Below are 26928 nucleotides of genomic sequence, written 5' to 3' on the forward strand. Positions count from 1 at the left end.
GCCGCCGCGTACGCGACGAAGGAGCAAGCGGCGGCCGCGCAAACGCGAGCCACAAAGGGGCCGCGAACACGCCGCGACGCAGTCGCGGCAAATCCAACACAGTAGGCTCCCCGGTGTGCCGGAGGGACAAGGATTACCGGGTATGACCGACACGAGCGACGAAACGACGGGTGTGCCCGGTGTTCGGTGACCGAGCGCGCAGCCTGGGTTTGGCCAGCAGGCCCGATTTCGCCCTGGTCGGTCTGCTGCGCATCCCGGAAGTGCAGACCAGTCCGTGGATTTCGCTGACCAGACGGGTGCTGTTCGCGACGGGGCTGCTGTTCCTGGCAGCGCTGGTGGTCTACCTCGGACGCGACGGGTACCACGACAACTCGGGCAACGAACTGTCGTTCCTGGACGCGTTCTATTACGCGACGGTGTCGCTGTCGACCACCGGATACGGCGACATCCACCCGGTGACGCCCGAGGCGCGGCTGGCGAACATCGTCATCATCACCCCACTGCGCATCCTGTTCCTGATCGTCCTGGTCGGAACCACGCTGGGCGTGCTGACCGAACGTTCCCGGCAGGCTTTCAAGATTCAGCGATGGAGGCACACCGTGCGCAATCACACCGTGGTCGTCGGATACGGCACGAAGGGGCGGACCGCGATCGACGCCATGCTCGGCGACGGGGTGCAGCCCGCCGACATCGTCGTTGTCGACACCGACGTGGTCGCCTTGGAGGCGGCCGCGAACGCCGGGCTGGTCACGGTGCACGGCTCGGCGAGCCAGTCCGACGTGCTGCGGCTGGCCGGTGTGCAGCACGCCGACTCGGTGGTGGTTGCCACCAATCGCGACGACACCGCCGTGCTGGTCACCCTGACCGCCCGGGAGCTGAACAAGGCCGCCAAGATCGTGGTTTCGATCCGGGAGGCGGAGAACACCCACCTGGTCCGCCAGTCCGGCGCGAACTCGGTGGTGGTGTCCTCGGAGACGGCGGGCCGGTTGCTCGGCATCGCGACCACCACGCCCACGGTCGTGGAGATGATGGAAGACCTGCTCACCCCGGAGGAGGGCTTCGCCGTCGCCGAACGCGAGGTGGAGCCGTCCGAGATCGGCGGCTCGCCACGGCATCTGAGCGATATCGTCCTCGGCGTGGTGCGCAACGGGGTGCTCTACCGCGTGGGCGAGCCGGAAGTCGACGCGGTCGAGGCGGGCGACAAGCTGTTGTACATCCGTCGAGCGGGCAAGTGACCCCGGCGCGAACCGGCCGCACAGCTTCGGCGATAGTCTCGAACCGTGTCGGCATTTCAGCTCAATAGCGTTCCGTTGCTCTCCCGTTCTGTCGTCGACCGGGCCGAGCACATCCGAGGTGATGCCCAGGCCCTGAAGGAGGGCTGGGCCGAGGCCAGACTCCTGCGGATCAACGGCCGCGGGCAGGTGCGCCTCGACGAAAGCGCCCTGATCCTGGACCCGGCCGTGGAGTTCTCCGCCGAGCCGAGCCCGGACGCGGTGTTCCTCGGTGTAGAGGAGGGCGTCCATCTGTGGGCGGTGCGTGATCCGGAGCTGGAGGGCGCGCTGACCGACCTGCGCGCGCTGGCCGGCGGCGCCGTCGACGACCGCACCGCCGCGTTGCTCTCGACCGCGATCGCGTTGCTGAACTGGCACGACAAGGCCGGGTTCCACGGCGCGGACGGCACCGTCACCATGTCGGCCAAGGCGGGCTGGTCGCGCGTCACCGAGAGCGGTTACGAGGAGTTCCCGCGCATCGATCCGGCGGTGATCTGCCTGATCCACGACGGTGGGGAGCGGGTGCTGCTCGCCCGCCAGGCCAGCTGGCCGAAGTCGCTGTTCTCGCTGCTGGCCGGGTTCGTCGAGGCGGGCGAGTCGCTGGAGCGCTGCGTGGAGCGCGAGATGCGCGAGGAAGTCGGCCTCGACGTGCGCGAGATCACCTACCTGGGCAGCCAGCCGTGGCCGTTCCCGCGCTCGCTGATGCTCGGCTTCGCCGCGGTGGCCGATCCCACACAGCCGCTGACCTTCACCGATGGTGAGATCGCCGAGGCCGACTGGTTCACCCGCGCACAGGTGCGCGAAGCGTTGGCGGTGGGCGACTGGTCGAATCGGGACGGGGGCGCCCGGTTGCTGCTGCCCGGCTCGATCTCGATCGCGCGCACGATCATCGAATCCTGGGCCGCGATCGACTAGCGCGCGGGCCGATGCGACCCGCGCGCGGCGGCTGATCAGGACAGACCGGCGAGGACCTGCTTGACCGCCGCCAGCGACGGGTTCGTCGCGGTGGAACCGTCGGCGAACTTCACGGTGGGCACGACGTGGTTGCCCCCGTTCACGCTGCCGACGAATTCGGCCGACGCCGGGTCTTGCTCGATATCGATCTCGACGTAGCCGATGCCCGCCTCGTCCAGCTGCTTCTTGAGCCTGCGGCAGTAGCCGCACCAGGTGGTCGAGTACATCGTCAGGGTGGGGTTCGCGTCAGTCACGGACACTGCAACGCCGGACGTCCGCGCACTGTTCCGACTCGAACGATATCCCGACTTGCGCGACATTTAGTATGCGCGCATACTAAATGCATGACGATCATCGCCACCGCGCAGGCCACCTCCAGTGCGCCGCCGACCGCCTTCTTCGCCCGCTGGGCCGACATGGCCACCTGGCCGGAGTGGAACACCGACACCGAGTGGGTGCGCTTGGACGGACCGTTCGCCGAGGGCGCCACCGGGACGTTGCGGCCGAAAGGCGGCCCGAAGATCCGGTTCGTCGTCGCGCGTCTGACCGATCGCGAGTTCGTCGACGTCTCGAAGCTGTTCGGCGCGCGGCTCACCTTCGCCCACGAGGTCGCCGTCGCGGAAAACCGCACCACGGTCACCGTCACGGTCTCGATCGACGGACCGCTGCGCTTGTTGTGGATCAAGATCCTGGGCGCCGACTTGGCGAAATCCGTGCAGCCCGACCTGGACGCACTGGTGGCCGTCGCCGAGGGGGTCCCGGCATGAGTGCTACCGGTTCGAGCACGAAGTACTGGCTTGCCGTCGTGTCCAGGGAACATGTCCGGCGCGGTGTCGAGCTGGGCATCGCCCAGGCGAACCACGGCAAGCGCGCTGCGGTGGAACGCATGCGGCCGGGCGACGGATTGGTGTACTACTCGCCGCGCGAGGGCATGCGGGCCGGAGCGCCGGTGCGCTCGTTCACCGCGATCGGCACCATCGACGACCACCCGGCCTGGCAGGCCGACCCGCAGGACGGCGGTTGCTTCCGGCCGTGGCGCCGTTCGGTCAGCTACCGAGCCGAAGCGCGGGAGGCGCCGATCGATACGCTGCGTGACGAACTGGACCTCACCAGCGTGCCGAACTGGGGGATGATCCTGCGTCGTGGCCTGATAGAACTCAGCCCGCACGACTACGCGCTGATCGCGCGGGAGATGACCGACGAGTGAGGGAGGCCGATGCACGAGGCGGGGGACGGCGGACTGCGTTCCAGATTTCGCGCGGCAGAGGAAAGTCCCGGACTGTTGCTGTGGCAAGTGACCAACCGCTGGCAGGCGGCACAGCGGGCGGCGCTCGCTCCCTTCGACCTGACCCACGTGCAATTCGTGCTGCTGGCTTCGCTCACCTACCTCGCCGCCGGCCGCGAAGATCCGGTCCGGCAGCGTGACCTGGCGGAATACGCCGCCACCGATCCGATGATGACTTCTCAGGTGTTGCGCGCCCTGGCGCAGAAGGGTCTGATCGAACGCCGCGACCACCCCAGCGACCGCCGGGCGAAGGCCCTGGTCGCCACCGAAGCGGGCGTGGCGCTGGTGAACCGGGCCATCGTCGCGGTGGAGGAATGCGACGCGGAGTTCTTCGCGCCGCTCGGCTCGCAAGACAGCGCCCCCTTCGCTCGTTCCCTGCGGTTGCTGAGCGACCGCTGAACGCCACGCGCCCGGCCGCCCGAAGCGCCGACGAGGCGTACAACGGGCGGTCGCGTGCGGCGCACGGCTACCGCGCCGATGCCGTCTCTTGCCTCGGTGCCGGTCTGCTCGCGAGCGGCTGCTCCCGACCGCGACCGGTTGTGTGTCGGTGGGCGCTGTCATGATGGATCGCGTGCCCGCTCTCGACCTCGCAGACCTCGATCCCGAGCAGGCCGCCGCCGTGCGAGCACCGCGCGGCCCGGTGTGCGTGCTCGCGGGCGCGGGCACCGGAAAGACCAGGACCATCACCTATCGCATCGCGCATCAGATCGCGCAGGGGCACGTCAAAGCCGATCAGGTGCTCGCGGTGACGTTCACCGCTCGGGCCGCTGGGGAACTGCGGACCCGGCTGCGGGCCCTCGGTCTCGGCGGGGAAGCGACCCAGGTGCAGGCGCGGACGTTCCACGCGGCGGCGTTGCGGCAGCTGAAGTACTTCTGGCCGCAGATCGTCGGCGACGTGCCGTGGCGGCTGATCGATGCGAAATTCCCGATCGTCGCGCAGGCGGCGCACCAGGCCGGGCTGTCCACGGCCACCGACAGCGTGCGCGACCTGCTGAGCGAAATCGAGTGGGCGAAAGCCTCGCTCATCGCTCCGGAGGATTACACGGCGGCGGTCGCGAAGCAGCGGCGCGAGACGCCCTACGAGGCACTGCGTGTCGCGGACGTCTACGCGGGTTACGAGAAGCTCAAGGCGACGCCGGACGGGCTGCTGCTGGATTTCGACGACCTGCTGCTGCATACGGCCGCAGCGCTGGAGGACTATCCGGCGGTGGCCGACGAATTCCGCGGCCGCTACCGCAGTTTCGTCGTCGACGAGTACCAGGACGTCACCCCGCTGCAACAGCGCGTGCTCGACGCTTGGCTCGGCGACCGCGACGACCTGACCGTCGTCGGCGACGCCAACCAGACCATCTATTCGTTCACCGGCGCCACGCCGAGCTACCTGCTGGACTTCTCCCGGCGCTTCCCCGACGCCACCGTGGTCCGGCTGCAACGCGACTATCGGTCGACTCCGCAGGTGGTGTCGCTGGCCAATCGGGTGATCGGAGCGGCGCGCGGGCGCATCGCGGGCACCAGGCTGCAACTGATCGGCCAGCGCGCCGACGGGCCCGAGCCGGTGTTCGCCGAATACGACGACGCGCCGGCGGAGGCCGCGGCGGTGGCCGAGGCGATCGGCCGGCTCGTCGCGGCGGGCACACCGACCGCCGAGATCGCCGTGCTCTATCGGATCAACGCCCACTCGGAGAGCTACGAGCAGGCGCTCACCGAGCGCGGTATCCCCTACCAGGTGCGCGGCGGCGAGGGCTTCTTCGCGCGCGCCGAGGTCAGGCAGGCCGTGCAGGCACTGCGGCAAGCCGCCGCCCGCGACGACCTGCCCGACCAGGCGCGCAGCGGCAACTCCCTGGTCTCGCTGGTCCGCGCGGTGCTCGCGCCGCTCGGCCTTACCGCCACGGAACCCGCGGGCGCCCAGGCGCGTGAACGTTGGACCTCGCTGGTCGCGCTGGTGCGGCTGACCGAGGAACTCGTCGGCCACGACGACCGGCTCGACCTCACCGGGCTGCTGCGCGAGCTCGCGACTCGCGCCGAGGCCAGGCATCCACCCACGGTGCAGGGCGTCACGCTGGCCTCCCTGCACGCCGCCAAGGGGTTGGAGTGGGACGCGGTGTTCCTCGTCGGGCTGTCGGACGGAACCATGCCGATCGCGCACGTCCTCGCCGACGACGGCTCCGTCGCCGACGAGGCGGCGCTCGAGGAGGAACGGCGGCTGCTCTACGTCGGGGTCACCAGGGCGCGCGAACATCTGCGGCTGTCCTGGGCGCTGGCCAGGAACGAGGGCGGCAGGCGCAGCAGGCGGCGTTCGCGCTTCCTCAACGGTCTCGTGCCGGATGATTCGCCCGCCTCGCGGATCGCGGCACCGCCGTCGGCCCCGAACGGTGTCCGCCCGACCTGCCGGGTCTGCGCGAAACCGCTGATCGGCACCTACGCGACCATGCTCGGCCGCTGCCGCCGTTGCCCGGCCGAGCTGGACGCGGAATTGCTTGCCGCACTGCGGGACTGGCGTGCGGAGAAGGCGGAGGCGCTGCGGGTGCGCGAATTCGTCGTGTTCACCGACACCACGCTCACCGCGATCGCCGAACAACAGCCCGCCGACGACGCCGCGCTGGCCGCGATCGCGGGCATCGGCGCGAAGAAGATCGACCAGTTCGGCGCAGATGTGCTCGCGATCGTGGCGTCCCGGCTTCGATCCACATCACAAAACCGCAGGTAGAAAATAGGTTGTCCCGCTCGACGATCTTGCCTATGGTGGATTTCACGCACCGGGAGGGCATCTCGGCGCGCACAGTTACCGACACACAACGAGTACAGGAGGGAGGCAGAGCAATGGACAACATCATGAACTTCGGCGCCAGTGGCGTTGCGGTCTATGCGCCCATGGCGGCCTCCCGGGGGATCCTCGCCTTGCAGGGGATCGGTCTGTCCGGAATCGGTGCGTTCGGCATGTCCGGCACGCAAGTGAATTGCCTTGCCATGCATGCGTCGAACCGCACCCAGATTCAGGGCAAGCCCAGCGCGGGCTGGCACCCGACGGCTGTCGAGGCAGCAGTCGGTGTCTTCGCGGATGAAGTCGGCTTCGAGCCGGCGGATCCGCGGGCAGCACGCCTCCGCACCGCACACCCAGCGACCGTGAACAGGACTCGACACAGATGTCGACCTAGGTAGGGAACTCCTCCCCGACCTCCTGGCCACGGATCGCAAGACAGCGAAACCGTGGCCAGTATTCTCCGGCCCTTCAGCCGACCGGCACCGGTTTCGCCACAACAAACGAACCGCTGCAAACGAGCTGAAGGAGAACGACGTGTTCACCGCACAGAGTTGGCCGCAGGCCACTACTGACGTGACATGCCGAACCGTGGCGTCGCCTACTCGGACCCAGGAGATCACCAAGGTCCTGCCCTGCCGTGCTGGAGACCCGGACCTCTGGTTCGCCGAGAGCCCGGTCCAGTTGGAGCAGGCCAAGGCGCTGTGCGCGACCTGCCCGATCCGCAAGGGCTGCCTGAGCGCCGCCATGGATCGTGGTGAGCCATGGGGTGTTTGGGGCGGTGAGATCTTCGACCAGGGTGTCGTGATCGCCCGCAAGCGTCCGCGTGGTCGTCCGCGCAAGGTCGCGGTCCCGGCATGAGCCGGGGAGTGACTTCCCTCCCTCCGGTCGATGTGCTCGATTCGGTCGGTCCCGGCACGGGCCGAGCCAACGAACGAGAAAGCAGACCAGCCGCCCACCGTTGTCTGGTGGGCGGCTGGTCTGCTTTGCAGCGCCTGCGGCGCTGCGTGTTCGCGGCCGCGAGACGGGCCGCGAACGGTGCTCGTAAGACTCGCACCCGACGGGGCCGGGGATGGCGTGAAGTTTCTTTTTTTAGTTGCGCGCTTTAGTTGCGCGGTTCAGCGCGGGGGTTATCGCTTCGACCGAGTTCGAGGGGATTCTGCTCAGGAGGCGGTGCGTTCCTCGCTGAAGCCGGGCATCCAGGTGCGGACCAATTGCATGAACGGCAGTTCGGCGTCGAGTTGCGCCAGGATGCCGACGGAGCCGCCGAGTACCCGGAAGATCATCACGTACTGCGCCGGAAGTTGCAGTGCGCGTGCGGTTTTCATCTCCGGGCTGGAGATCTCCGAAGCCTTGCCCGCGACCCGCTGCATCCACCTGCGGGTGAAGTGGAACGAGTCGGCCTGGATCGGGTCGGTGAACGGCCGCAGGTAGTCGGCGATCTCCTGGTGGGTGACCACTCGGCCGGGGATCACCCAGCCGTGGTCGTACAGCAGTTCGGTGAGTTCGGCGAATCGCTCCTCGACCGCGAGGGCCAGCATTCGGCCCAGCACCGGGGGGAAACCGTCCGGCATCGGTGCGCAGGCTCCGAAATCGATCACCGCCAACTTGCCGTCGGGCAGCATCATGAAATTGCCCGGGTGCGGGTCGGCGTGCAGGAGTCCGACCACCTCCGGGGAGGAGAAGTGGAACCGGCCCATCAGCCCCGCGACGCGATTGCGCAGCGCACGGGTGCCCTCCGGATCCTCGGCGCCCTGCTTGATGATCGTGGAGACGGGGACGCCGTCCAGCCATTCGGTGACGATCACCTTTGGCGCGCTCGCCACCACCTTCGGCACCACGATCTCGGCGTGCCCGTCGAAGCCCTTGGCGAATGCGCGCTGGTTGGCGGCTTCGTTGCGGTAGTCCAGCTCCTCTTCGGTGCGCTCGGTGATCTCGGCGAGAATCGGCTTCACGTCCGCGCCGGGGATCACGGAAGCGACCAGACCGGACATGCGAGACAGGGTCTTGAGATCGGCGCGCAGCGCCTCGTCGGCGCCGGGGTACTGCACCTTCACCGCGACGGTGCGCCCGTCCGACCACACCGCCCGGTGCACCTGCCCGATGCTGGCCGACGCGGCCGGGGCGTCGTCGAACTCACGGAAGCGGGTCCGCCACTGGGTGCCGAGCTGCTGGTCGAGCACGCGGTGGACGGTCGCGGCCGGCATCGGCGGCGCGGCGGCCTGCAGCTTGGTGAGCGCCTCGCGATAGTGCTCGCCGAACTCCTCGGGGACCGCGGCCTCCATCACGCTGAGCGCCTGCCCGAACTTCATCGCGCCGCCCTTGAGCTCGCCGAGCACCGTGAACAGCTGCTCCGCGGCCTTCTGATTGAGCTGCGCGTTGATCTCCGACTTGTCGCCTCCGGCGAGCTTCTTGCCGAACCCCACGGCCGCCCGCCCGGCTATGCCGAGTGGAATCTTGGCCAACTTGGCGTTGCGGGACGAGCGACGGCGCACGATCTCAGACACGTACCCATCATGGCGGACGGACCGGCCGGTCGGCCACGGCAATCTTGATCACCATCGGCTTCAGTGCCCATGACCTGCGGAAACGAGTGCGCACATGCATGCGGGGTACCGGTCGCGTCCGCGCCGACCGAGGGTGTGAATCCGAATTCAGTTCGAGAGTCGCGTTCGGGATGGCGGGGCTCATCCAGGGCAGATCAGCTTCAGCGAGGCCTCCGGCCGCCAGTCCAGCGCGGCGAAGGTGATCTTGTCCCGCGCCCGCCACGCCCACGGTGCGGAGTCAGTGACCGACGTCGTAGTCGTTGGGGTGGACCGATGCGGTTCGTGCTCGCGGTCGCCAGATGAGTTCCTGGGTGGAGGCATCACGGCGGTATTCCGACGCCGTGCGCTGCGGAAAGGTGCACGCACCCGCAGTCGGGATGGCGGTCCCATCGGCGGCGATCGAGGGTGTGGGAGTCCAGGTCCAGTTCCAGCGTCGCGTTCAAGGTGGCGGGGGTTCGTCGGGGCGAGCAGTCGATGATCGTTTCGAGTTCGGCGAGGGCGATTGCCGTGGTGGCGGCGATTCCGGCGGGGGAGGCGTGGCCGATGCGGCCGAGTAGTTGGGCCGCCAGGTGTGGCCAGTCGGTGTCGTTCCGTGCGCGGATCAGGTCCGCGCAGCGCAGGCAGCTGGTGACGCCCGGCAACACCAAGGGACCGATGACGCCCTTGCTGTCGCGGATGCGCAGTGAAAGATGCGGGATCTGGTGCAGCACTAGATCACTCACCAGTCGGGGGTCGGGCATCAGCGTGTCGGCGAGCACCACGAGGTCCACTCCCCAGGACCGCGCCGTCGCCGTACCGGTGGGGTAGTCCCGGGAACGGCTCGGCCGCATACCGAGCGCCCGCAAGCCGACCGACACCGCGTCCGACAGCGGCCCGAGGCCGTGTACTCGCACTGTTCGCACGTGACCGGCCCGGTCCTCCGGGTGGTCCAGCAGTCCGGCTTCGTCGACCAGCGTGAGCAATGCCACGGCGCGTTCGGCATCGATACCGCATTCTCCGGCGCGCCAGATGATCTGCGGCTTGGTGCGCAGACCGTCGAGCAGGCGGAGGAAGGTGACGACGGTCTCCGCGTCCATGCCTTCCGGATCGAGCACCACGGCGGTTTCCGGATCGCAACCGAGTTGGACGACGCCGGTCGGGCGGACCAGGACGGTAACCCGCGGCCGCAATCGAGGACCACGACACATCGTTGTCATGTCATCAGTATGCGAACCCCGGGGGGTGCGGCCCGTGGCGAAATCCTTGGTTATCCACAGGATTTCGCGTCATCCACAGCCTGAATCAGGAGGATTCGCCGCCTTCTTTGCCCAGGTCGGGGCCGGTGTCGTCGTCCTTTTGCTCGCGTGCTGCTCGCTCACGAGCCTCGGTTTCGGCCAATTGCGCCAGCGGGTCGTCGAAGACGGTGGCGCCGCCGCCGATGACCGAGTCGATGAAACCGGCGGGGGAGTCCAGGTCGTCGGAATCCGGCAGCAGGTCCGGGTGCGCCCACACGCGGTCGCGGGCGGTCATGCCCGCGTCGCTGGTGAGCCTGCGCCACAGCGCCGCCGCCTCGCGCAGCTTGCGCGGACGCAACTCCAGCCCGACCAGCGTGGCGAAGGTCTGTTCCGCGGGACCGCCGGTGGCGCGCCGCCTGCGCAGCGTCTCCGCCAGCGCGCCCGCGCCGGGCAAGCGGTCGCCCACGGCGTCGGCGACGACCACCTGCACCCAGCCCTCGATGAGCGCCAGCAGCGTTTCCAGCCGTTCCAGCGCCTGCTTCTGCTCGGGCGTGGTCTGCGGCTCGAACGTGCCCTGGGCCAAGATCTCCTCGAGCTTCGACGGATCGGTCAGCGACATCGGGTCGATGTTCTGCGCGGCCTGCTCCATCGCGGAGAAGTCCATCCGGATGCCGCGCGCGTAGTCCTCGACCGCGCCGAGCACCTGCTGACGCAGCCACGGCACGTGCGCGAACAGCCGCTGGTGGGCGGCCTCACGCGCGGCGAGGAACACCAGGATCTCGCTTTCCGGCTGCTCCAGTCCGGCACTGAACTCCGAGATCGCCGCGGGCAGTAGCGCCGCGGTGCCGGTGGGGCCGAGCGGAAGGCCGATGTCGGTGGAGGTCAGTACCTCTTTGGCGAGCTGGCCGAGCGCTTGGCCGAGCTGCGATCCGAAGGCCAGGCCGCCCATCTGGCCAAGCATGCCGACCATCGGCGCGGCGAACTGCCTGGCCTCTTCCGGCAGCGCCGCGGTCCACATGCCCGAAATCTGCTCGGCGACCGGGTCGCACAGCCGCTGCCAGGTGGGCAGGGTCTGCTCGATCCAGTCGTTGGCGGTCCACGCGACCGTCTTGGCGGCGCCCGCGGGCAGGGTGGTCGCGCCGTCGAGCCAGAGTTCGGCGAGGTGCGCGGCGTCGGTCACCGCGCTCGCGGCGCCCGAGCTCACCGGGGCGACGGTCGGGCCGAGCTGCTGGCGGGCCAGCCGCTTGGCGACGTCGTAGTTCACCGGCCCGGCCTGCGCCGAGCCCGGTTGTCCCATGCCGCTGAGCATCTGGCCGAGCGAGGTCAGCATCTGGCCGAGTTGCGCCGGGTCGAACCCGCCCGCGCCGGACCCACCGATACCGAAACCGAACGGGTCGTTCGGGCCGGGACCGCTCGGCTCGTCACCGCGCTTGCGATCGTCGTCGTCGCGGTTCGAGAATCCGAAGGGGAGGTCGTTCATGCTCTTCACGTTACGCGTGTAGCACAGCGTCCCTGTGTTCGCGCGGCGCGAAACCGGAGGCGGCGCGCCCGGGCGAAATGACCGCCTCCGCCCACTCACGCCGCGGGCTGTCATTACTGTGGTCCAGGTGAATCGTCGGATCCTCACCCTGGTGGCCGCACTGATCCCGGTGCTCGTGCTCGGTGTCGTCGGCAGCGTACTGACTGTGCCGTTCGTCGCACTCGGGCCCGGCCCCACCTTCAACACCCTCGGCACGGTGGACGGCAAGGACGTCGTCGATGTGCGGGGCACCGAGATCGATCCGACCACGGGTCATCTCAACATGACCACGGTGTCGGTGCGCGACGGGCTGAGCATCTTCGAGGCGTTCGGCTTCTGGGCCAGCGGCAAGCACGGCCTGGTGCCGCGCTCGGAGGTCTACCCGCCCGGCGTGTCGCGCGAGGAGATCGACAAGTCCAACCAAGAGGACTTCAAGGACTCGGAGGGCAACGCCGAGGTCGCCGCCCTGCACTACCTGAACCTGCCCACGGTCGTGCTGCTGCGCAAGGTGTCCGACGACGGGCCCGCCCACGACGCGCTGCGCGCGGGTGACGAGCTGATCAGCATCAACGGCACGCCGATGACGACCCCCAAGGATGTCGTGACCGCGGTCTCGTCCCAGGCGCCCGGCAGCACGCTCACCGTGGTTTTCCGGCGCGACAACGCCGAGCAGACCGCGTCGATCGTGCTCGGCGCCCGCCCCGGCGACCCGGCCAAGGGCTACCTCGGCGTGACGCCGGGCGAGGGCGCCCGGCCGCCGCTCGAGGTCGCGTTCAATCTCGCCGACATCGGAGGCCCCTCGGCGGGTCTGATGTTCAGCCTGGCCCTGATCGACAAGCTCACCCCCGGCGAACTGGACGGCGGCAAGTTCGTCGCGGGCACCGGAACCATCGATCAGGACGGCAAGGTGGGGCCGATCGGCGGCATCCAGTACAAGATGATGGCCGCGCGGGACGCGGGCGCGGAGACCTTCATGGTCCCCGCCGCCAACTGCGACGAGGCCAAACAGCGGACTCCCGACGGCCTGCGGCTGGTGCGCGTCGAGACACTCACCGGCGCGGTGCAGTCGCTCAACGAGATCAACACCGGCAAGGAACCGGTCGGCTGCGGGTGAGCCGGATCGCTCGGTCGGTCGACAACCCGCGACGGAAGCCGCGCGACTCGCCCGGACCGCGCAGCGGCTGGTGATCCCGACCGAAGAACGCCGCGCGCCCGGCCGTTGAACCGCGATCGGGCCGCGCAGCGCCGCACCGGAGCGTCAGCGCTTCACTCCAGGGTGTGATGCAGCGCTTCGACGAGGTTCGGCGCCAGATTGGGGTAGGTGCGCAGGTCGAGGTCGCCGAAATCGTCCGCGTCGTCCGCGGGGCGCAGCTGCAACAGGCACAGCGACGCGCCGTCGCGCAGCACCGCGGCGAACAACCGGGCCTCCCGGCGCTCCGGGTGCGCCTCGGCGGCGGCGCGCGCGGCCGCGTCGGCGGCATCGTGGTCGGCCAGCAGCGGGGCGAGCGCGTCGTCGAGCGTCGATTCGGCGTCCGGAGGGAGCACCACGATCTCCTGCACCAGCACGCAACCGCGGACGGCGGGGGGCCAACTGGTGGTGGCCAGGAATTCGTCCAGGGCGATCGAGCCGCCGGTGATGTCGTCCGGGAAAGCTTCCTGGGCGACCGGCGTCAGCTCGTCGCCCTCGTCGAGCTGATCCTCCAGTTCCGGCTGCGCCGCGACCAGATCCGCGGTCGGCACCAGGGCGAACATCTGCGGGGGACGGCCCCACCCCTCGGCATCGACGAATTCCGCCACCTCCCGGACGGATCGGGCAAGGACGAGTTCGGCGTGCAGGTCTGGGGTCACGCGAACATCCAATCAAACCGCAGGCGCGGACAGCCGGAAACCCGGGCGATCGGTTCCCCGGCGCGGCAAGCGCAACCCTGCCAGCTGCGTGGTGTCCGATTTCCGTAGAGTGGGCCGAGACGGTCCGGAAGGACCACCCGCAACATCGGACTGCGGCGCATCGGCCGAGCGTATCGGTGCGAGCGTCGCCGGACCTTGGAGAGTGGCATCGTGGGCATGCGGCCCCCCACCGGCTTACCTTCGCTGTCCCGACGCAGCCGTGTGCTGCTGGTGGCGGCCATCGTCCTAGCGGCGTTACTGCTGCTCGGGCCGCGGTTGACGGACACCTACACGAATTGGCTGTGGTTCGGCGAGGTCGGCTTCCGCAACGTGTATCTCACCGTGCTGCGGACCAGGGTGCTGCTGTTCCTCGTCGTGGCGGCCTTCGTCGGCCTGGTGGTCTGGCTGGCGCTGCTGCTGGCCTACCGCACCAGGCCGGTGTTCGTGCCGGTGGCGGGTCCGAACGATCCGATCGCGCGCTACCGCACCACCGTGATGAGCAGGCTGCGGCTGTTCGGCGTCGGCATCCCGGTGCTGCTGGGTCTGCTGTCGGGTCTGGTGGCGCAGTCGAACTGGGTGACGGTGCAGCTGTTCCTCAACGGCGGATCGTTCGGCGAGAAGGATCCGGAGTTCGGCCTCGACGTCGGCTTCTACGCCTTCGACCTGCCCTTCTACCGGATGGTGCTGAACTGGCTGTTCGTCGCGGTGGTGATCGCGTTCTTCGCCAGCCTGGTCACCCACTACGTCTTCGGCGGCCTGCGGCTGACCGGCCGCGAGGGCACGCTCACCCGCCCCGCGCGCATCCAGCTCGCCGTACTGGCCGGGATCTTCGTCCTGCTCAAGGCGATCGCCTACTGGTTCGACCGCTACGAACTGCTTTCCAGCAGCCGCAAGGAACCCACCTTCACCGGCGGTTCCTACACCGACATCAACGCGGTGCTGCCCGCCAAGCTGATCCTGCTGTCCATCGCGGTGATCTGCGCGCTGGCCTTCTTCGCGGGCATCGTGCTGCGCGATCTGCGGGTGCCCGCGATGGCCGCCGCGCTGCTGGTGCTGTCCTCGATCCTGGTCGGCGCGGTGTGGCCGCTGGTGGTCGAACAGTTCTCGGTGCGGCCGAACGCCGCGGACAAGGAGAGCGAGTACATCGAACGCAACATCGCCGCCACCAGGCAGGCGTTCGGCATCACCGACGACAGGATCGATTACAAGGACTACAAGGGCGAGAGCAGCAAGAGCCCGCTCGAGGTGCCGGTCGACGCCGCGACCGTCGGCAACGCCAGGCTGCTCGACCCGAACATCCTCTCGCCCACATTCACGCAGCTGCGCCAGCTGAAGAACTTCTACGGCTTCCCGGAGTCGCTGGACATCGACCGCTACAACCTCGACGGTGACGTCCAGGACTACATCGTCGCCGCCAGGGAGCTCTCGCCCGCGGCGCTGAGCGGCAACCAGACCGACTGGATCAACCGTCACACCGTGTACACCCACGGCAACGGCTTCGTCGCCGCCCCGGCCAACCGGGTGAACAAGCCGCCGTCGGACGATCCGAATGCCGCGGGGGGCAGCGGCGACGGCGGTTATCCGATCTTCATGGTCAGCGATCTGTTCACGCCGGCGGACAAGCAGCGGATCAAGGTGGACCAGCCGCGCGTCTACTTCGGCGAGCTGATCTCGCAGGCGAACCCGGACTACGCGATCGTCGGCGCGATGGACGGCCAGCGTCCGCGCGAGTACGACTCCGACACCGCCCAGTACACCTACACCGGCAAGGGCGGCGTGCCGATCGGCAACTGGTTCAACCGCCTGGCCTTCGCGGCCAAGTACGCCGAGCGCAACATCCTGTTCTCCTCGGCCATCGGCGACGACTCGAAGATCATCTTCAACCGCAGCCCGCGCGAGCGGGTGCAGAAGGTCGCGCCCTGGCTGACCACCGACGGCAACGCCTACCCCGCGGTTGTCGGCGGACGGATCGTCTGGATCGTGGACGCCTACACCACGCTGGACAACTACCCCTACGCGCAGACCACCTCGCTGGAGGGCGCGCTGGAGGACAGCATCGACAAGAAGACCGGGCGGCTGCTGCCGCGTAAGGCGGTCAGCTACATCCGCAACTCGGTGAAGGCGACGGTCGACGCGTACGACGGCAGCGTCACGCTCTACGAGGTGGACTCCTCGGACCCGGTGCTGAAGGCATGGCGCGGGGTGTTCCCGGGCGCGGTGAAGCCGGAGAGCGAGATCTCGCCGGAACTGCGGGCGCACTTCCGCTACCCGGAGGATCTGTTCAAGGTGCAGCGCGAGATGCTGTCGAAGTATCACGTGGACGATCCCCGAGAATTCTTCACCAACAACGCTTTCTGGTCGGTTCCCGCCGACCCGACCACCGAGGGCGGGACCACCGCCAACCAGCCGCCGTATTACGTGCTGCTGGGCGACCCGAAAACGAACAAGCCGACGTTCAATCTGACCAGTGCGATGACCGGCTACAACCGGCCTTATCTCGCGGCCTATATCTCGGTGCGTTCCGACCCGGACGGCTACGGGAAATTCACGATTCTTCGATTGCCAACGGACACACAGACATTGGGTCCGCAGCAGACGCAGAACCGGATGACGACCTCGCCTGAGGTGTCCCGCGAGAAAACGCTGCTGTCCAATTCGAACAAGATCAAATATGGCAATCTGCTGACCCTGCCGGTCGCGGACGGCGGCATCCTCTATGTGGAGCCGTTCTACAACGAACGCAACACCGGGCCGAACACGGCGACCTTCCCGCAGCTGCTGCGGGTGCTGGTGAGCTATCGCGACGAGGCGGGCAACGTCAAGGTGGGCTACGCCTCGACTTTGGCGGACGCGCTGAACCAAGTGATCCCCGGCGCGGGCGCGCTGGCGACGCCGTTCGGCGGTGACTCGGGCACCAGGCCCAAGCCGGGCACCACTCCGGTCCCCGCCGAGAACGGCAACAACGGGACCAGTAACGCCTCGACACCGCCGCCCGCTTCGGTCCCGCCACCGGCGACGGGATCGTCCGCCGCCAAGGACGCCGCGGCGGCCGAGCTCAACCGCAAGATCGAGAACGTGCGCAACGCCATGCGCAGCGGGAACTTCCAGGACTTCGGCCGTGCGCTGGACGAGCTGGACGCCGCGGTCAAGGCGTATCAGGACGCCGGCCGCTGAGTAGTGCCGCCGGATAGGACCGGCACGAAGAAAGACGCCGCCATCATCGCGATGGCGGCGTCTTTCTTTCGGCGCGGGATGGGTCAGCGACCGAGGGAGTCGATCAGCGCGCTGTTCTGGCTCAAGATCTGCTCGAACTGTCCCTTCAGGCCGTACTGCTCGGCCAGCTCGTCCGCGGCGGACTTGGCCTTCTCGACCACGGACTGCGCCGCGCTCACGGTGGGCTGGGCGGGCTCGGGCACGGCGGGAAGTTCCTCCGCCGGGGCCAGCGTCTCGGGCTCGGAGGTGCCCTGGCGCAGGTACCGGCCGCACACCGGCCACGCGCCGGGGCCCTGGGTGGCGAGCACGTTCTCCGCCACGCGAATCTGCTCCGCCTTGCTGGCGGTGTGGGCCGAGCCCTTGCCGCCGTTGGCGGCCCAGGTGCTCTGCGAGAACTGCAGGCCACCGTAGTAGCCGTTTCCGGTGTTGATCCCCCAGTTGCCACCGCTCTCGCACTGCGCGACGCCGTCCCAGTCGTGGGTGGCCGCGGAGGCGGAAGCGGTGGAGAATGCGAACGGGACGGCAACAAGAGCGCCGGTGATGGCGGCGAAGCCGATGGCGCGGGTGCTGATCTTCCGGTTCTCAGTCATGGTCGTTTCCCTCCCTGCGCCCGCCGGCACGGCGATCGTGCTTACTGCCGTGTCCCTGTCCCCAGGTCGTCGGGGATCCTCGAGCCGCGGGACAGGGTCACCGGTGTTCGGCGGTTCGAGTTCGAGCCCGTCTCGGATGATCCGGGCCGTGGAGTGACGGTAACGAAGAATTCTCAGCAGATCACATCTTGATAACGCCGGAATTGCATGATTCGAATAACTCGAATATGCGAGTTTTACCAGGTGGGAAACGTCGTCAACACGCTGATTCCGTGCGAAGTTATCGCATCGTTATGTGAGTGAGATCACCCTGAAATGGTGAAGTAGGTCACGTTTGAAGTGCGTTTTCGGTGGTGAATCTTGAGGGCGCGGTGTGGAAATGTGCGGCATCGTGATTGCTGCGGGATGGTTCCGGAGTTCGGTGGCGGGCGGATGTTCCTGTCGTGCGGTCTGTTCACCTCGTCGAAACCGCCTCTGAGCTGGCGATTTGCAGACTCTGCGAACCCATGTGTAATGTTGTGTTCACCGACGCGGGGTGGAGCAGCTCGGTAGCTCGCTGGGCTCATAACCCAGAGGTCGCAGGTTCAAATCCTGTCCCCGCTACTAAGGGAAAACGGCTCCGGAACATGGTTCCGGAGCCGTTTTGCGTTGATCTGGCAGCACCTCGGCATCGCTGTCGTTCCGAGCCGGAACGGCCCGGAACCGGCGAGGCTCCGGGCCGTTCGGGTCGGGCCGCGGTGCGCGCGGGGCTACTGCCGGTGGAATCGCTCCCGGACGGCGTCCATGCGGGCGCGTAATTCGTTCGGGCTGATCACGCCGCGATCCATCAGGGTGTGCGCCGTGACGACGACCGATCGGGTGCGTACCGGGAAGTCGCGATAGATCGTCTCGCCCAGTGTGTCCTCGGCGTGGCGGCGTTCCAGGTTGTCTAACGCGCCGCGCCACGAGAGGCATTCGCACGTGGCCTGCATGCTGGACTCCCACGGGTCGGCTTTGCCGTCGAGCTCGAGCAGCGAGGTCTCCCGGTGCGACGCGGGGTCCAAGGTCTCCAGCAGGACTTCGTACGGACCGCTCGTCACGGGCGTCCCTCCTTCTCGGCGGCGGCTTCGACTCGGTTCGGTGGCTGCTGTGCGGTCCAGTCGGCCTGGGGCAGCGCCACGCCGATCATCGTGTCCCGGGTGACGATGGCCGCCAGCTGTTCCTCGGTCCAGCCCTCGGTGCCCTCGGGGCGCATCGGCATCACCATGAACCGCGACTTCTGGTTGGAGTCGTGCACGCGGATCTCGACGTCGGGCGGGAAGTGCAAGCCGAATTCGGCGAGCACTTCCCGGGGCCAGCGCACCAGGCGGCGACGGTAGTTGGGCGTGCGATACCAGTCCGGGGACATCCCGAGCACCGGTCGCGGATAGCACGAGCACAGCGTGCACACGATGACGTTGTGCACCTCGGGCGTGTTCTCCAGCACGTAGAAGTAGGTGTAGTCGCTCGGCGTCCCCGATCCGGTCGGATCGCGCCAGTCGATGCCGATCTCCTTGCACGTCTCGGTGCCGTCGGCGAGCAGGCGGGCCTTGAACTCGGGGTCGGTCCACGCCTTGGCGACCAGCTTCGATCCGCCGTGCGGACCCACCGATTCGGCCCACTCCGCGAACCTGCGGTGGTCTTCCTGGGAGAAGAGCCCCTTCTCGATGGCGAGTTCCCGCACCGCCGTCTCGAGCACCTCGAATTCGCTGATCTCCTCGCTGGTCCGGATCGGCGCGTGCGCGTCGTGATCGTGGGTCCGGCTCACTGGGCATCCTCCTCCGCGGGCTCGAGCCAGCGCTCGGAGACCTCCGTCTCCAGGGTGTCGACGTCGAAGCCGGTGTATTTGGGCCATAAATCCTTCTGGCGGAATCGCACGACGTAGAACGGCTCGACGCGACCGTCGTCCCGTCCCCATGCCTCGTCCTCCGGGATGATCCACTCCGGCCGGTACTCGACGACGACACCTATGTGCCCGCGGGTGTAGGCCTGGGTGCGGGTGTGGAACATCGACGTGGCGTCGCGGACGCGCACACGGTCGCCGATCCGGTATCTCCTGCTCATGTGCGCGCCTCCATTCGTGCGCGTACTTCGTCCAGCTTGGCCGACAGTTCGTCGGGGGTGATCAATCCCTTGGCGACCAATGTCTTCGCCGCGACGGTCGCCCAGCGCGCGTAGTAGGGGAGACCGAAGTACAGCGTCGCGCCGAGGTCGTTCTCCGCTCGCCTGCGTTCCTCGGAGTTCCATACGCCGCGCCAGCCGAGGCATTCGCAGGTGACGTACGTGCTCATCTCCCAGGCCTCTTCCTCCTTCTCCCGGTACTCGACCGGAGTGTCCGGCTGGCCGCCCACGTCGTGCAGAACGTGTCGGAGGGCGGCGAACAACGCGTTCGAGATCTCGTAGGGCGAGTCCAGCGGCTCGCGAAAGACCGGTGCGAGGTCCGCGACGCGATGCTGCAACTCGTCGAATCGGTTCGGTGCGCTCATCATGTCTCCGAAGTGACGGATCCGGGGTCCACGGCGGGGCGGTTGCGGCAGGTGTGCTCGCGCACGCCTTCCCGCGTAGGAACTGGAGGGGGAACGAGCGCCATGGAAACTCCAACGGGACGGCCCGCCCAGCAGGCGGGTGCAGTCGGACGACGGGTGTGACCCCAGTCACAATCGCATGGTTCGGATACCGAGCGTACACGTCGAGATCGATTTGCTGAAGGATGCCTGTGGCGCGGCGAAGACGGGCGCGCCCGGCTCGGAGAATTGCGCTGCCGACCCTCTTGACTAGCGGAAAATGTGGAGGAAACTAGTCATTACACCGGAGCACCGGTAGGTGAGCGCACTGTCAGCTGAGACGTCGGTAGGCAGTGAAGACACCGACCCAGGATCCGGCTAGGCCCCCGGCAAGCCAGTCGCAAAACCGGAGACTCAGCGACGACTGAGGATCGCGGAAACGACGAGACTACCGGGGACTGATCTGTGTAGGGGGTCTTTCGCCTGGTCTCAGGCTCGCGAACAGGACCGGAGTGTCGGCTGAATCGGCCCACTCCAACGGAATGCTGATGGTTGACTAGCCGTGTGCCGGCTGTCTCGGCCGCACATTCGGCAACCCGTATCAGGAGGCACCCGCAATGCCCACTCATGACGGAAGCTGGCCGCAGGGAACACCGTGCTGGGTCGACTGCCAGGTCGACGACCCGGCGCGCGCCCGCGAATTCTACGGCGCACTCTTCGGCTGGGAGATCCAGGACAGCCCGCCCGAGGCGGGGGGATACCTGATGGCGATGCGCAACGGCCGCGCGGCCGCGGGCATCGGACCCAAGCCGGAAGGCATGCCGATGCCGTCGGTGTGGACCACCTACCTCGCCGCCGACAGCGCCGACGCCATCGCGGAGAAGGTGAACGCCGCGGGCGGTTCGCTGATGATGCAACCGTTCGACGTACTCGATGTCGGCCGCATGGTCGTCGGCGCCGACCCCACCGGCGCGGTCTTCGGGATCTGGGAGGCCAAGGCCCACAGCGGCGCGGGGGTATACAACGAGCACGGCGCCTACTGCTGGAACGAACTGCACACCAGCGACTACAAGAAGGCCCAGGAGTTCTACGCCGATGTGTTCGGCTGGCAGTACTCCGAAATCGGCGACGGCGAGAATTTCGTCTACTCCACCTTCAGCTTGCCGCAGGGCGGGGACGCCGTCGGCGGCATCAACGACTCGACGAAGATGCCCGGCGACAACCCGTCGTATTGGCTGGCCTGGTTCCAGGTCGGCAACACCGATGACGCGCTCGCCAAGGCGCGCGATCTCGGCGCCACCGTCATGTCCGGACCCGACGACAGTCCCTTCGGCCGCATGGGCCTCGTCCAGGGGCCGCAGGGTGAGGTCTTCGGCCTCATCGACCCGACGACGACAGTCGGGGAGCCGCCGACCGGCGCGTGAGTCGTCCGGCGGCGACAACCGAGCCGCTGCGCTCGCTTGTCGCCGCCGGAGCAATCGTGGTTTCGGCGGGGGTGTCGACGGACTCCCGGCTCGCGGCGCGGGAGCGTAGGGCCCGGTCGACACGGTTCATGAACGACGCTCGTGCCGAAGGGTGCGACGATTCGTCGAGGTCCAGGCCACGGTCGGTATACCGGGTCAGTCGGAGCGCGCCGATTCCGGCGACACCAGACCGTGCTGATGGGCGTAGACCACGGCGTGGATGCGATCGCGGACGCCGAGTTTGGCCAGGATGCGGGAGACGTGGGTCTTCACCGTCTCCTCGCCGACGCCGAGCTGAGCGGCTATCTCGGCATTGCTGCGCGCGTCGGCGAGCAACAGCAGCACCTCCAGTTCGCGGGCGGTGAGCTGATCGACCTCCGGTGGGGTGCGCGGCGGTGCGAGCGTGGTCGCGAAGCGGGAGACCAGACGGCGGGTCATCGACGGATCGATCAGCGCGTCTCCGCGCGCCGCGATCCGGATGGCCGTGACCAGTTCTTCCGGCGGCAGGCTCTTCAGCAGGAACCCGCTGGCGCCCGCCTGCAGGGCGCGATACAGGTTGGCTTCGCTGTCGTAGGTGGTGAGCACCAGGACGTGCGTGCCGCCCGCGGCCACGATCGCGGCGGTGGCGGCGAGCCCGTCCAGTTTCGGCATCCGGACGTCGAGGATCGCGACATCCGGTCGTACCCGGGCGGTCTCGCTGATCGCGGCGCGGCCGTCGCTCACCTCGGCGACGCAATCCAGATCCGGCTGACTGTCGACGACGGCGCGCAGGCCGGAACGGAACACGCTGTGGTCGTCGGCGATCAGGACGCGGATGGGCAGGTTCACGATCCTCCGATCGGCACCGACACCGTGGTGTGCCAGTGCGTGGCGTCGCGGCCGTAGTCCAGGTCGCCGTCGAACAGCTCGGCGCGGCGGCGGATTCCATTGAGGCCACGCGGTACCGAGGTGTCCGCGGTGACCGGTTCGGGGGCGAGGGGATTGGTCGCGCGCAGCACCACCCGCTTGGGCAGGTACTCCACCTCCAGTCGCGCGTGCGTACCGTCTCCGTGCCGCAGCGCGTTGGTCAGCATCTCCTGCACGATGCGGTACAGCGTGATGTTCAGCGAGTCCGGCAGTTCCACCGCCTCGCCGCGCACGCTTGTCTCGACGTCCAGCCCGGCCGCGCGGACGTGCTCGATCAGCCCGTCGATGTCGGCCAGTCCCGGCTGGCGCTGCCCCTCGTCCTCGTGGCCGTGCAGCAGGTCGAGCTGGCGGCGCAGATCGACCATCGCGGCCCGGCTGCTGGACTCCACCGCGGACAGCGACCGGGCGGCGGCCTCGCTCGCCGTGCCGCCGAGGGCCAGCCGCGCCGCGCCCGCGTGGATGCCGATCGCGCTGACGTGATGCGAGATCACGTCGTGCAGGTCGCGGGCGATGGCGGCCCGCTCATCGGTGACCGCGCGCTCCACGGCCGTCCGGTGCTCCTGCTGCCGCAATCGGGCGCGCTGCTCCAGATCGGCGATGTAGGCGCCGCGCGCCGCCGTGTAGCGGCCGACCAGCCACGGTACGCAGCCCGCGGAGACGGTCGCGGCGAGCAACAGCCGCCAGTCGTGCGCCGCGGCGCTGTCGGTGAACAGGTGCGCTCCCGCGACTCCCGCGCACAGCAGCAGCATGGTGAGCACGGAGGTCGGCCCGGCGAGCCATGCCCCCGCGCGATATCCCGCCACCAGGAACCCGACGTCGGCGAATCGCACCGGGAATCCGTGCCGGTACAGCAGCAGCGCGGCCAGGAGCCGGACGAGCACCTGCACCGCCGCGACCACGCCCGCCGTCCGGGGCGGCGCGGCCAGGGCGAGATCGGCGGCGACGATCGCCGTCACGGCGGCGACCGTCTGCCACGGCGCCACCGCGAACACGCCGCACAGACCGAGCACCACCGCGTCGATGGCGGCGGCCACCACGGCGACCACCACCGACTGGCGAGCCAGCGACCTGCTCACGTCCACCAGTTCGTCACCGCCTCCATTCGGTTCCGGTGCCGAGCCCTGAGGGTGATCCTAATGATCGGGCCCCGTCCGAAGACGCCGCACGGACGACAACTCTGCCCGGGTGCGGACGCGCCCGCGTCCCCCGTGCGGGGGACGCGAAGTCCCTCGTCGGCGCGATGTCTTCCCAGGCCCGAGGCCGTAGCGTCGGGGATCGACGGCAGACGAAGAAGGAGTACCCATGGGCCGTGTGGAGTTCGAGTTGCTGACCTACGCCATCCCAGCATTCGCGGCGCTCATGCTGGTCGAGTGGATCGCCTACCGCCGTGATCCCGACCGATCCGGCAACGGCGGATCGGCCAGCGACACCGCATCCAACGTGACGACGTTCACGCTGGGCAGGCTGGTCAAGCCGCTGATGCAGCATCTGGTGCCGTTCTCGGCGGTCGTCGTCGCCGCGGCGATCACGCCGCTGCACCTGTCGCCGCGATCGTGGTGGGTCTGGGTGCTCGGCTTGATCGTGACGGATCTCTGCTACTACTGGGCGCACCGCGCCGATCACCGGGTCCGGCTGATGTGGACCGCGCACAACGTGCACCACTCCAGCGAGCACTTCAACCTCTCCACCGCGCTGCGCCTCTCCTGGCTGCATCCGATCCCCAACATCCTGCGTGGACTGGCGTGGGTGCCCGCGGCGCTGCTGGGCTTCCCGGCCTGGATGATCTTCCTGTTGCAGGGCATCGGGCTGCTCTACCAGTTCCCGATCCACACCCAGCGGGTCCAGACGCTGCCGCGCCCGATCGAATTCCTGTTCAACACCCCGTCGCACCACCGCGTGCATCACGGGTCGAACAAGCCCTACATCGACAAGAATTACGGCGGCATCCTGATCATCTGGGATCGCATGTTCGGCAGCTTCGCCGCCGAGTCCGAACCGGTCCGCTACGGCCTCACCAAGAACATCGGCACCGACAATCCGCTGAAGGTCAACTACCACGAACTGGCGGCGCTGATCCGCGACGTGCGCGGCGCGAGCACCTGGCGCGGGCGGCTCGGGTACGTCTTCGGCCCGCCCGGCTGGACCGAGCACCCCGCACCGCCTGCCTCGATCGAGCCGCCGGTCCGCGCCGAGGAGCACGTCCCAGCCGTGCGACTCGCGTCCTGATCGACTGGTGACGGGTAGCCGGGCGGCACCGGCCGTCCGGCTACCGGCGGCATCGGTGCCGTTCGAAAGCGGCGGATGACGTGAGCTCGGATCAGACGGAATCGAGATAGAACCGCAGACTCGTGATGCCGTCGCCATCGGTCGCGAACTCCACGACCGCGACTCCCGGTATCGCGCCGAGCCGCACACTCGCCGTGACGGTGCGTCCGGCGGCGATCACCTTGCTCCAGCGCATGTTGCGCGCCCGATTCGTGAACTCCTCCATCGACACCGGTGTGCCCGCGGGCAGTTCGATGTCGATTCGCTGCCCGAGCAGCTCGCGCACGCGGCTGAGGTCGGTGCTCGCCGCGGCGGCGAAAAGCTTTGTAGTAGCCCGCTTTCCGCGACGACCCACGCCGCCGAGCGCCCGCAGCATGCCCAGCGCCCCGCCGACGCCTTGGTTGACGATCAATTGCGGTCCGAGCTTCAACGCGGCGGCGAGGCCGGGCAGCCCGGTGCGCAACAGCTGCCAGATCATGCCCGCCAGCTCCCAGTGCGCGGCCAGGTAGGCGATCTTCCAGACGCCGTCCTGTTCCACCAGCCGGTAGCGCAGATGCATCGGGACCGAGACGGTGGCGCCGGTCGACATCGTGGTGACGATGGTCAGGTCGCGCAGCACCGTCGGCGGATGGACCAGGTCGCGGTCGACCCGGAACGCGATGGTGTTCGGCCCGATGAAGGTGTCGTAGAAGCGTTCGATGGCGGCGCGGCCGACGTGCGGGCGCGAGCCCACCGGGTCGTTGACCTCCGCGTCCGGGGCGAACAGGCCGACCCACGCGGACTTGTCGTGCGCGGCGACCGCGAGCGGCGACGCCTCGACGGCCGTCAGCAGCGCTGCGCTCGAGTGATCCAGCGGCATGGCAGAACCTCCGTCGACGTGAGCCGGACTCGACATATGGTAGAACAAGTTCTAGTTTTGGCGTCGTGATCCGGTGTGTCCGCGCCGGTCGCCTCCGCGCGACAAGGGAACTCGATGGACTGATCCACCGGGGCCTGTGCCGCTCGCGAATCTATCGAGCCAGATGGATTGCATCGGACCAATTTGTCGCGGGTAGTTTCCTGCGGTTTTTCGGGAAGTTTGGCTAAAACGATGCGGAAACGCTGCGTCTGGGCGATTTCGGGCTACAGTCGGGTCATGGGTATCGAGTACGCGAGCGTCATCGATCTACCCCGGTCCGAGGTTTTCGCCTGGCACGCGCGCCCCGGCGCCATGACCCGCCTGGCGCCGCCCTGGCAGCCGGTGTCGCCCCGCGCCGAATCGGACTCGCTCTGCGACGGGCGGGCGGTGCTCGGACTGCCCGGCGGACTGCGCTGGGTGGCCCGGCACGATCCTCGTGAGTACGACCCGCCGCGCCGATTCGTCGACGCGGTGACCGTCGACGGAATCGGGTCGCTGCCCGCCGGGCTGCTGCCGTGGCGGCACACCCACGATTTCGAGGTCGTCGACGAGACGCGCACCCGGGTGGTGGACAGGGTGGACGCGCCAGTGCCCGCCGCGGTGCTGCGCCCCATGTTCGCCTACCGTCACCGGCAGCTCGCCGACGATCTCGCGGCCCACGCGCGGGCGGCGGGGGCGGGGCTCGTGTCGAAGACCGTCGCGGTGACCGGAGCATCCGGCACGGTCGGTTCGGCACTGGCCGCGTTCCTGTCCGCCGGCGGTCATCGCGTGGTGCGGCTGGTCCGGCATCCACCCCGCGCCGCGGACGAAAGACAGTGGGTCACCGCCGATCCCGCGCCGGATCTGCTCGACGGCGTGGACGCGGTGGTGCATCTGGCCGGTGCTTCCATCGCGGGCCGGTTCACCGAGGGACACAAGCGAGCCATCGCCGACAGCCGGATCGGACCGACCCGCGCACTCGCCGAAGTGGCGGCCCGGGCGGCGGTGCCGGTGTTCGTGAGCGCTTCCGCGATCGGCTACTACGGCGCCGACCGGGGCGACGAGGCGCTGACCGAGCAGTCGGCGCGCGGTGCGGGCTTTCTCGCCGACGTGGTCGAAGGATGGGAGGCCGCGACGGCGCCCGCCGCGGAGGCGGGGGTGCGGGTGGTGCGCGTGCGCACCGGAATCGTGCAGTCCCCGCGCGGCGGCACGCTGCGGCTGTTGCGCCCGTTGTTCACGGCCGGGCTCGGCGGGCGCATCGGTGACGGTCGACAGTGGCTGTCGTGGATCGGGATCGATGACCTGATCGACGTCTACCATCGGGCGCTCTGGGACACCGGCTTGTCTGGCGCGGTCAATGCGGTTGCACCGCAGCCTGTTCGGAACGCGGAGTACACCAAGGTCCTCGCGGGCGTGTTGCATCGGCCCGCACTGTTTCCGGTACCCGGGTTCGGTCCGGCGCTGCTACTCGGGCGCGAAGGCAACCGGGAAGTGGCTTCGGCCAGCCAGCGTGTCGTGCCCGCGCGACTGACCGAAGCCGGTCACCCGTTCCGTACCCCGGCCCTGGAACCGGCGCTGCGGCACTTGCTCGGCAGGTCCGCGGACTGACCTCGGCGACACCGAGGGGACGCCTGAGGCGGTTCTGGGTCCGGCGGGAA

Annotated in this window: 26 protein-coding genes and 1 tRNA gene; 14 read left to right on the forward strand and 13 right to left on the reverse strand. The window is 68.6% G+C overall.

The annotated features are described in order from the left end of the window. Positions 1–179: 179 nt before the first annotated feature. Both AB0L97_RS19625 and nudC read left to right on the forward strand, forming a co-directional pair. Positions 180–1235 carry an NAD-binding protein gene (locus tag AB0L97_RS19625; protein WP_355079967.1) on the forward strand — a complete coding sequence of 352 codons (1056 nt, stop codon included), beginning with the start codon at positions 180–182 and terminating at the stop codon, positions 1233–1235. Between the two features lie 45 nt (positions 1236–1280). Then, positions 1281–2186, forward strand: coding sequence for an NAD(+) diphosphatase (gene nudC, locus AB0L97_RS19630; protein WP_364431380.1), 906 nt, complete (start codon positions 1281–1283; stop codon positions 2184–2186). 35 nt (positions 2187–2221) lie between these two features. On the opposite strand, the gene AB0L97_RS19635 is transcribed toward nudC, so the two are convergent. Continuing rightward, positions 2222–2485 carry a mycoredoxin gene (locus tag AB0L97_RS19635; protein ID WP_355079963.1) on the reverse strand — a complete coding sequence of 88 codons (264 nt, stop codon included), beginning with the start codon at positions 2483–2485 and terminating at the stop codon, positions 2222–2224. An 84-nt stretch (positions 2486–2569) separates the two neighbouring features. Here AB0L97_RS19635 and AB0L97_RS19640 point away from each other — a divergent pair, with 84 nt between their 5' ends. The 6 genes from AB0L97_RS19640 (at position 2570) to AB0L97_RS19665 (ending at position 7129) form a co-directional block, all read left to right on the forward strand. Beyond that, positions 2570–2992: an SRPBCC family protein gene (locus tag AB0L97_RS19640; protein WP_364431384.1), complete on the forward strand. Its 423-nt coding sequence runs from the start codon at positions 2570–2572 to the stop codon at positions 2990–2992. Beyond that, positions 2989–3432 carry an EVE domain-containing protein gene (locus AB0L97_RS19645; protein WP_355079959.1) on the forward strand — a complete coding sequence of 148 codons (444 nt, stop codon included), beginning with the start codon at positions 2989–2991 and terminating at the stop codon, positions 3430–3432. The genes AB0L97_RS19640 and AB0L97_RS19645 overlap by 4 nt, the downstream gene beginning before the upstream one ends. Positions 3433–3441: 9 nt before the next feature. Next, positions 3442–3909, forward strand: coding sequence for a MarR family transcriptional regulator (locus AB0L97_RS19650; RefSeq protein ID WP_355079957.1), 468 nt, complete (start codon positions 3442–3444; stop codon positions 3907–3909). 160 nt (positions 3910–4069) lie between these two features. After that, positions 4070–6217, forward strand: a complete 2148-nt coding sequence (locus AB0L97_RS19655) for an ATP-dependent DNA helicase UvrD2 (RefSeq protein ID WP_364431389.1) — start codon at positions 4070–4072, stop codon at positions 6215–6217. 113 nt (positions 6218–6330) lie between these two features. Continuing rightward, positions 6331–6669 (forward strand): hypothetical protein, encoded by a 339-nt coding sequence (locus AB0L97_RS19660; RefSeq protein WP_355079953.1) that lies wholly within the window; start codon positions 6331–6333, stop codon positions 6667–6669. Positions 6670–6844: 175 nt separating this feature from the next. After that, entirely contained in the window at positions 6845–7129 is a 285-nt protein-coding gene (locus AB0L97_RS19665) for a WhiB family transcriptional regulator (RefSeq protein WP_355079970.1), read from the forward strand. Positions 7130–7431: 302 nt separating this feature from the next. Here the strand turns inward: AB0L97_RS19665 and AB0L97_RS19670 are convergent, their stop codons facing one another. The 3 genes from AB0L97_RS19670 to AB0L97_RS19680 all read right to left on the reverse strand — a co-directional run bounded on the left by AB0L97_RS19670 (position 7432) and on the right by AB0L97_RS19680 (position 11508). Then, positions 7432–8775, reverse strand: a complete 1344-nt coding sequence (locus AB0L97_RS19670; protein WP_364431393.1) for an AarF/UbiB family protein — start codon at positions 8773–8775, stop codon at positions 7432–7434. Between the two features lie 359 nt (positions 8776–9134). Next, entirely contained in the window at positions 9135–10010 is an 876-nt protein-coding gene (locus AB0L97_RS19675; RefSeq protein WP_364431396.1) for a hypothetical protein, read from the reverse strand. An 85-nt stretch (positions 10011–10095) separates the two neighbouring features. Beyond that, positions 10096–11508 carry a zinc-dependent metalloprotease gene (locus tag AB0L97_RS19680; protein WP_355079947.1) on the reverse strand — a complete coding sequence of 471 codons (1413 nt, stop codon included), beginning with the start codon at positions 11506–11508 and terminating at the stop codon, positions 10096–10098. A 127-nt stretch (positions 11509–11635) separates the two neighbouring features. On the opposite strand from AB0L97_RS19680, the gene AB0L97_RS19685 reads away from it, so the two are divergent. Then, positions 11636–12661: a PDZ domain-containing protein gene (locus AB0L97_RS19685; protein ID WP_356960796.1), complete on the forward strand. Its 1026-nt coding sequence runs from the start codon at positions 11636–11638 to the stop codon at positions 12659–12661. Between the two features lie 152 nt (positions 12662–12813). On the opposite strand, the gene AB0L97_RS19690 is transcribed toward AB0L97_RS19685, so the two are convergent. Further along, the gene (locus AB0L97_RS19690) at positions 12814–13395 is read right to left on the reverse strand and encodes a PPA1309 family protein (protein WP_355079943.1); all 582 of its coding nucleotides are present in this window, start codon (positions 13393–13395) and stop codon (positions 12814–12816) included. A gap of 210 nt (positions 13396–13605) precedes the next feature. Here AB0L97_RS19690 and AB0L97_RS19695 point away from each other — a divergent pair, with 210 nt between their 5' ends. Next, positions 13606–16608, forward strand: coding sequence for a UPF0182 family protein (locus AB0L97_RS19695; RefSeq protein WP_355079941.1), 3003 nt, complete (start codon positions 13606–13608; stop codon positions 16606–16608). Between the two features lie 83 nt (positions 16609–16691). Here AB0L97_RS19695 and AB0L97_RS19700 read toward each other — a convergent pair whose 3' ends face one another. Continuing rightward, on the reverse strand, positions 16692–17237 hold the full coding sequence (locus AB0L97_RS19700; RefSeq protein WP_355079939.1) for a transglycosylase family protein: 546 nt from the start codon (positions 17235–17237) through the stop codon (positions 16692–16694). A gap of 529 nt (positions 17238–17766) precedes the next feature. On the opposite strand from AB0L97_RS19700, the gene AB0L97_RS19705 reads away from it, so the two are divergent. Beyond that, a tRNA-Met gene (locus AB0L97_RS19705) sits at positions 17767–17840 on the forward strand. A gap of 146 nt (positions 17841–17986) precedes the next feature. Here the strand turns inward: AB0L97_RS19705 and AB0L97_RS19710 are convergent. From AB0L97_RS19710 to AB0L97_RS19725, 4 genes are read right to left on the reverse strand one after another with little or no spacing between them, the layout of a single operon-like run. Then, positions 17987–18316 carry a ScnB gene (locus AB0L97_RS19710; protein WP_364431403.1) on the reverse strand — a complete coding sequence of 110 codons (330 nt, stop codon included), beginning with the start codon at positions 18314–18316 and terminating at the stop codon, positions 17987–17989. Further along, positions 18313–19023, reverse strand: coding sequence for a thiocyanate hydrolase subunit gamma (scnC, locus tag AB0L97_RS19715; protein ID WP_355079885.1), 711 nt, complete (start codon positions 19021–19023; stop codon positions 18313–18315). Before scnC ends, AB0L97_RS19710 begins: the two co-directional genes overlap by 4 nt. Next, the gene (locus AB0L97_RS19720) at positions 19020–19319 is read right to left on the reverse strand and encodes an SH3-like domain-containing protein (RefSeq protein WP_356960827.1); all 300 of its coding nucleotides are present in this window, start codon (positions 19317–19319) and stop codon (positions 19020–19022) included. The genes scnC and AB0L97_RS19720 overlap by 4 nt, the downstream gene beginning before the upstream one ends. Then, complete coding sequence (locus AB0L97_RS19725) at positions 19316–19741, reverse strand: hypothetical protein (protein WP_355079882.1); 426 nt, start codon at positions 19739–19741, stop codon at positions 19316–19318. Before AB0L97_RS19725 ends, AB0L97_RS19720 begins: the two co-directional genes overlap by 4 nt. A gap of 635 nt (positions 19742–20376) precedes the next feature. Here AB0L97_RS19725 and AB0L97_RS19730 point away from each other — a divergent pair. After that, positions 20377–21183, forward strand: a complete 807-nt coding sequence (locus AB0L97_RS19730) for a VOC family protein (protein ID WP_355079880.1) — start codon at positions 20377–20379, stop codon at positions 21181–21183. 195 nt (positions 21184–21378) lie between these two features. On the opposite strand, the gene AB0L97_RS19735 is transcribed toward AB0L97_RS19730, so the two are convergent. Further along, entirely contained in the window at positions 21379–22050 is a 672-nt protein-coding gene (locus AB0L97_RS19735; RefSeq protein ID WP_355079878.1) for a response regulator transcription factor, read from the reverse strand. Then, positions 22047–23210 carry a histidine kinase gene (locus AB0L97_RS19740; RefSeq protein WP_356960830.1) on the reverse strand — a complete coding sequence of 388 codons (1164 nt, stop codon included), beginning with the start codon at positions 23208–23210 and terminating at the stop codon, positions 22047–22049. The genes AB0L97_RS19735 and AB0L97_RS19740 overlap by 4 nt, the downstream gene beginning before the upstream one ends. A 220-nt stretch (positions 23211–23430) precedes the next feature. Here AB0L97_RS19740 and AB0L97_RS19745 point away from each other — a divergent pair, with 220 nt between their 5' ends. Next, positions 23431–24354, forward strand: a complete 924-nt coding sequence (locus AB0L97_RS19745; RefSeq protein WP_355079874.1) for a sterol desaturase family protein — start codon at positions 23431–23433, stop codon at positions 24352–24354. A 91-nt stretch (positions 24355–24445) separates the two neighbouring features. Here the strand turns inward: AB0L97_RS19745 and AB0L97_RS19750 are convergent, their stop codons facing one another. Continuing rightward, the gene (locus AB0L97_RS19750) at positions 24446–25252 is read right to left on the reverse strand and encodes a nuclear transport factor 2 family protein (RefSeq protein WP_364431413.1); all 807 of its coding nucleotides are present in this window, start codon (positions 25250–25252) and stop codon (positions 24446–24448) included. 276 nt (positions 25253–25528) lie between these two features. Between AB0L97_RS19750 and AB0L97_RS19755 the strand changes: the two genes are divergently transcribed. Then, positions 25529–26878 (forward strand): TIGR01777 family oxidoreductase, encoded by a 1350-nt coding sequence (locus AB0L97_RS19755; protein ID WP_364431416.1) that lies wholly within the window; start codon positions 25529–25531, stop codon positions 26876–26878. Positions 26879–26928: the final 50 nt, after the last annotated feature.

The organism is Nocardia sp. NPDC051911 (assembly GCF_040681035.1).
In the GTDB taxonomy this organism is placed as follows: domain Bacteria; phylum Actinomycetota; class Actinomycetes; order Mycobacteriales; family Mycobacteriaceae; genus Nocardia; species Nocardia sichangensis.

What these genes read in the sequence shown, in the direction of transcription:
- AB0L97_RS19645 (WP_355079959.1), top strand. Translation starts at nt 2,989, where the DNA reads ATGAGTGCTACCGGTTCGAGCACGAAGTACTGGCTTGCCGTCGTGTCC.
- AB0L97_RS19655 (WP_364431389.1), top strand. Translation starts at nt 4,070, where the DNA reads ATGATGGATCGCGTGCCCGCTCTCGACCTCGCAGACCTCGATCCCGAG.
- AB0L97_RS19640 (WP_364431384.1), top strand. Translation starts at nt 2,570, where the DNA reads ATGACGATCATCGCCACCGCGCAGGCCACCTCCAGTGCGCCGCCGACC.
- AB0L97_RS19755 (WP_364431416.1), top strand. Translation starts at nt 25,529, where the DNA reads ATGGGTATCGAGTACGCGAGCGTCATCGATCTACCCCGGTCCGAGGTT.
- AB0L97_RS19660 (WP_355079953.1), top strand. Translation starts at nt 6,331, where the DNA reads ATGGACAACATCATGAACTTCGGCGCCAGTGGCGTTGCGGTCTATGCG.
- AB0L97_RS19650 (WP_355079957.1), top strand. Translation starts at nt 3,442, where the DNA reads ATGCACGAGGCGGGGGACGGCGGACTGCGTTCCAGATTTCGCGCGGCA.
- AB0L97_RS19730 (WP_355079880.1), top strand. Translation starts at nt 20,377, where the DNA reads ATGCCCACTCATGACGGAAGCTGGCCGCAGGGAACACCGTGCTGGGTC.
- AB0L97_RS19680 (WP_355079947.1), bottom strand. Translation starts at nt 11,508, where the DNA reads ATGAACGACCTCCCCTTCGGATTCTCGAACCGCGACGACGACGATCGC.
- AB0L97_RS19745 (WP_355079874.1), top strand. Translation starts at nt 23,431, where the DNA reads ATGGGCCGTGTGGAGTTCGAGTTGCTGACCTACGCCATCCCAGCATTC.
- AB0L97_RS19725 (WP_355079882.1), bottom strand. Translation starts at nt 19,741, where the DNA reads ATGAGCGCACCGAACCGATTCGACGAGTTGCAGCATCGCGTCGCGGAC.
- AB0L97_RS19700 (WP_355079939.1), bottom strand. Translation starts at nt 17,237, where the DNA reads ATGACTGAGAACCGGAAGATCAGCACCCGCGCCATCGGCTTCGCCGCC.
- AB0L97_RS19750 (WP_364431413.1), bottom strand. Translation starts at nt 25,252, where the DNA reads ATGCCGCTGGATCACTCGAGCGCAGCGCTGCTGACGGCCGTCGAGGCG.
- AB0L97_RS19720 (WP_356960827.1), bottom strand. Translation starts at nt 19,319, where the DNA reads ATGAGCAGGAGATACCGGATCGGCGACCGTGTGCGCGTCCGCGACGCC.
- AB0L97_RS19675 (WP_364431396.1), bottom strand. Translation starts at nt 10,010, where the DNA reads ATGACAACGATGTGTCGTGGTCCTCGATTGCGGCCGCGGGTTACCGTC.